Here is a 3,887-nt window from a genome sequence, read left to right on the forward strand (position 1 = left end):
ACGTGTCGGTGGCGATCCGCTACATCGAGGCGTGGCTGCGGGGCCTGGGGGCGGTGGCGCTCGACAACCTCATGGAGGATGCGGCGACCGCCGAGATCAGCCGCTCGCAGGTGTGGCAGTGGATCCACCAGGACCGCGAGACCGAGGACGGCACCCCCATCACGGTGGCCTACATCGAGGAGCTCATCGCGCAGGTGCTGGGCGAGGTCGACCGCCGCGACGGCGACCGGTTCGACGACGCGGCAGAGGTGTTCCGCGAGGTGGCGCTGCGAGAGGAGTTCCCGACGTTCCTGACGATCGTGGCCTACTCGCGGTTCCTCGTCGACACCGAGTGAGACGGCGCCGCGGGGGGACGCGGCGCGAAAATCGGATGCCCCGGGGCCCCGCACCCCGGGGCATCCGTCTGTCTGCCGGCAGGATGCCTAGGATCGCGGGTATGGGAGCGCAGGCATGACCCGCAACGGTGAGGTGTCGTTCTGGTGGGCGCGTCGGGGCGGGGCGCCCGCGCCGCGCGCGGCGCTTGCAGGGTCGATCGAGGCGGACGTGTGCATCGTCGGCGCCGGCTACACCGGACTCTGGACGGCGTACTCGCTCGCGGGCCTCGATCCGTCGCTGCGGATCGCGGTGATCGAGCAGCGCTTCGCGGGCTACGGCGCCTCGGGCCGCAACGGCGGCTGGCTCACCAACTCGGTGACGGGCGGCCGCGAGCGCTACGTCCGCAGCCACGGCCGCGAGGCCGCGATCGACCAGCAGCGCGCGCTCAACGACACGGTCGACGAGGTGCTCGCGGTCGCCGCCCGTGAGGGCATCGACATCGGTGCGCACAAGGGCGGCGAACTGACCGTCGCGCGCACGCCCGCCGAGCTCGCGCGGCTGCGCGCGTTCGCCGATGCCGAGGCGGCCTGGCCCCACACCGACCTCGAGTGGGCGGATGCCGCGGCCACCGCCGAGCGCGTGCGGGTCGCCGGGGCGCTCGGGTCCCTGTGGCATCCGCACTGCGCGCGCATCGACCCGGCCGCGCTCGCCGCGGGGCTGGCCGCGGCGGTCGAGCGGCGGGATGTGACGATCTACGAGCAGACCCGGGTCGAGGAGATCGTGCCGGGCCGCGCGCGCACCGCGCACGGCGACGTCAGGGCGCCGATCGTGATCCGCGCGACGGAGGGCTTCACGGCGGGCCTTCCCGCGACCCACCGCACCTGGCTGCCGATGAACTCGTCGATGATCGTCACCGAGCCGCTGCCGGCGGACGCGTGGGACGAGATCGGGTGGGACGGGCGGGCGACCCTCGGCGACATGGCGCACGTCTACATGTACGCGCAGCGCACCGCCGACGATCGCATCGCGTTCGGCGGCCGCGGGGTGCCGTACCGCTACGGCTCGCGGGTCGATGCCGACGGCTCCACCGCGCCGGGCACCGTGCGCCAGCTCACGGCACTGCTGCGCACCTTCTTCCCCGCGGCCGTGCGCGTGCCGATCGCGCACGCGTGGTCGGGCGTGCTCGGGGTGCCGCGCGACTGGGCGGCGACCGTCGGGTTCGACCGCGCTACCGGCCTCGGCTGGGCGGGCGGGTACGTCGGCACCGGGGTGACCGCCACGAATCTCGCCGGCCGCACCCTCGCCGACCTGGTGCTCGGCCGCGACACCGCACTCACCCGCCTGCCATGGGTGAACCACCGCGCCCACCGGTGGGAGGTCGAGCCGCTGCGGTGGCTGGCCGTCCGCGGGCTCTACGCCGCCTACCGCGCGGCCGACCGCGTCGAGGCGGCGACGGGCACGGCGCGCACCTCGGTCGTCGCCCGCATCGCGGACGCCATCTCCGGCCACTGAGGGCGGCGCCGCGTCGGCGGGGTGCCGTCAGCGCAGCAGCGCGGCGGAGTGCCGTCACCGGGGGAGCGCGGCGGCGAGACGGGCGTTGACCCGCTCGAGCTGCGACGCGAGGCGCGCGGCGAGGGCCGCGGCATCCGCGTCGTCGATGCGCTCGCACACGGCGTCCCAGTGCACCGTGACCGCATCTCCTACCGCGAGTTCGTCGCCGTACGGCACCGCCACCCGGCGCGGGACGGCATCGCCCCACGCCAGGCTGCCGTCGGCGTAGTGCAGCGCCGGGGCGTCGACGAGGCATCCGTCGTCGACGACCTCGCGCACGCGCGCCGGCACCACGCTGCAGTCGGCGAGCACCTGCACGGGCTCGGGGAGGCCGGTGTCGAGCAGGCGCGTCCACGGGTAGACGCCGAACACGTGGAACGCGTGGTGCGGTGCCGCCTCGGCGGCGAGCCTGTCGTCGAGGTGTGTCCAGTACGAGCCCGCCTGCGGCCCGATGATCGCGACCAGCCGTCGCCACACCTCGTCGGCGTCGAGCGCGTCGCCCTCGGCCGAGCCCGTCCAGTAGGCCCGCACCGCCCGCTCGTCGAGCGGGTCGACGCCCAGCAGACCGCCCACGACAGTGAGGTAAGGCCAGGCGCCCGAGAAGCGCCGGGCGACGTCGGGCACCGAGACGGATGCCGCCTCCCCCCGCGCGACCGCGGCGAGGCCGTCGGCACCCTCGGGGCCGCAGTACCCGCGTTCGTTCGGCTGATGCGCGTAGCGCGCGAACAGCCGCTCACCGGCGGCGGTCACGCCCGCGCCACCGCCTGCGCGGCCTCGCGGTGCAGGCGCCCGAAGTTGTAGTACGCGGCGCACGCACCCTCGGGCGAGACCATGCAGGTGCCGATCGGCGTCTCCGGGGTGCAGGCCGTACCGAACACCTTGCACTGCCAGGGCTTGATGACCCCGCGCAGCACGCTGCCGCACTCGCAGGCCGGCGGGTCGGCGACCCGCACGCCCGGCATCGCGAACTTCTGCTCCGCGTCGAAGCGGGCGTAGTCGGGGTGGATGCCGTAGCCCGAGCGCGGGATGTAGCCGAGCCCGCGCCACTCGAAGGTCTCGCGCACCGCGAACACCTGTCGCATGAGGGCGAGGGCGGCGGGATTGCCTTCGGGCCGCACGACGCGGGCGTACTGGTTCTCGACCTCGCAGCGCCCGCTCTCGTACTGGGCCAGCAGCATCTCGATCGACTGCAGGATGTCGAGCGGCTCGAAGCCGGTCACCACGATCGGCAGGCCGTACTCCTCGGGGATGAACCGGAAGATCTCGGTGCCGACGACGGTCGAGACGTGCCCGGGGCCGATGAAGCCGTCGAGCTCGAGGTCGGCCGAGTCGAGGATGGCGCGCAGCGGCGGCTCGATGAGCACGTGGTTGCAGAAGATCGAGAAGTTCCGCACGTCGAGGGCCGCGGCCCGCGCGATCGTCACCGCGGTGGAGGGAGCGGTCGTCTCGAAGCCCACGGCGAAGAACACGACCTCCTTGTCGGGGTTGTCGATCGCGATCTTCAGCGCGTCGAGCGGCGAGTAGACGAACCGCACGTCCGCGCCCGAGGCCTGCGCCTGCAGCAGGCTCCCCTCGGTGCCAGGCACCCGCATCATGTCGCCGAAGGTCGTGAAGATCACGCCGGGACGGTGCGCGAGCCAGACCGCGTCGTCGACGCGACCCATCGGGATGACGCACACCGGGCAGCCGGGACCGTGCACGAGCTGGATCGACTCCGGCAGCAGGTGCTCGAGGCCGTGCCGGTAGATGGTGTGCGTGTGACCGCCGCACACCTCCATGAACGACAGCGGGCGACCGAGGCGCTCGGCCTGGCCCTCGATGACCGTCAGCAGCGACCGGGCAGCCGCCGGGTCGCGAAACTCATCGACGAAACGCATCAGACGATCTCCGTCTCCATGAAGGCCTCGAGCTCCTCGTCGTAGGTGCGACCGAGCTTCCGGATCTGATCGAGGGTGAGGTCGGCCTCGCGCTCGTCGATCTTGCTCATCGCGAACCCCACGTGCACCAGCACCCAGTCCCCC

The 3,887-nt window shown here is 73.3% G+C and carries 4 protein-coding genes and 1 pseudogene; 2 read left to right on the plus strand and 3 right to left on the minus strand.

What is annotated here, in order from left to right:
* Together ASG00_RS17325 and ASG00_RS05975 are read left to right on the plus strand one after the other, a co-directional pair.
* Positions 1 to 335, plus strand: a pseudogene (locus ASG00_RS17325) (malate synthase A); the annotation flags it as partial.
* A gap of 115 nt (positions 336 to 450) precedes the next feature.
* Positions 451 to 1,827 (plus strand): NAD(P)/FAD-dependent oxidoreductase, encoded by a 1,377-nt coding sequence (locus ASG00_RS05975; protein WP_056207551.1) that lies wholly within the window; start codon positions 451 to 453, stop codon positions 1,825 to 1,827.
* Positions 1,828 to 1,881: 54 nt separating this feature from the next.
* On the opposite strand, the gene ASG00_RS05980 is transcribed toward ASG00_RS05975, so the two are convergent.
* The 3 genes from ASG00_RS05980 to ASG00_RS05990 all read right to left on the minus strand — a co-directional run.
* A complete protein-coding gene (locus ASG00_RS05980) occupies positions 1,882 to 2,616 on the minus strand; it encodes a DUF6390 family protein (protein WP_056207554.1) in 735 nt (244 codons plus the stop codon).
* A complete protein-coding gene (gene hypD, locus ASG00_RS05985; protein WP_056207556.1) occupies positions 2,613 to 3,743 on the minus strand; it encodes a hydrogenase formation protein HypD in 1,131 nt (376 codons plus the stop codon). The genes ASG00_RS05980 and hypD overlap by 4 nt, the downstream gene beginning before the upstream one ends.
* Positions 3,743 to 3,887 (minus strand): HypC/HybG/HupF family hydrogenase formation chaperone (locus ASG00_RS05990; protein ID WP_162238354.1); only part of this gene is annotated, 145 nt, incomplete at its 5' end. The genes hypD and ASG00_RS05990, both read right to left, overlap by 1 nt.

Origin of the sequence: Microbacterium sp. Leaf351, from assembly GCF_001423825.1 — a bacterium.
Classification (GTDB): Bacteria; Actinomycetota; Actinomycetes; order Actinomycetales; family Microbacteriaceae; genus Microbacterium; species Microbacterium ginsengisoli.

Coding starts and splice junctions, on each gene's coding strand:
- hypD (WP_056207556.1), bottom strand. CDS start 3,743: ATGCGTTTCGTCGATGAGTTTCGCGACCCGGCGGCTGCCCGGTCGCTG.
- ASG00_RS05975 (WP_056207551.1), top strand. CDS start 451: ATGACCCGCAACGGTGAGGTGTCGTTCTGGTGGGCGCGTCGGGGCGGG.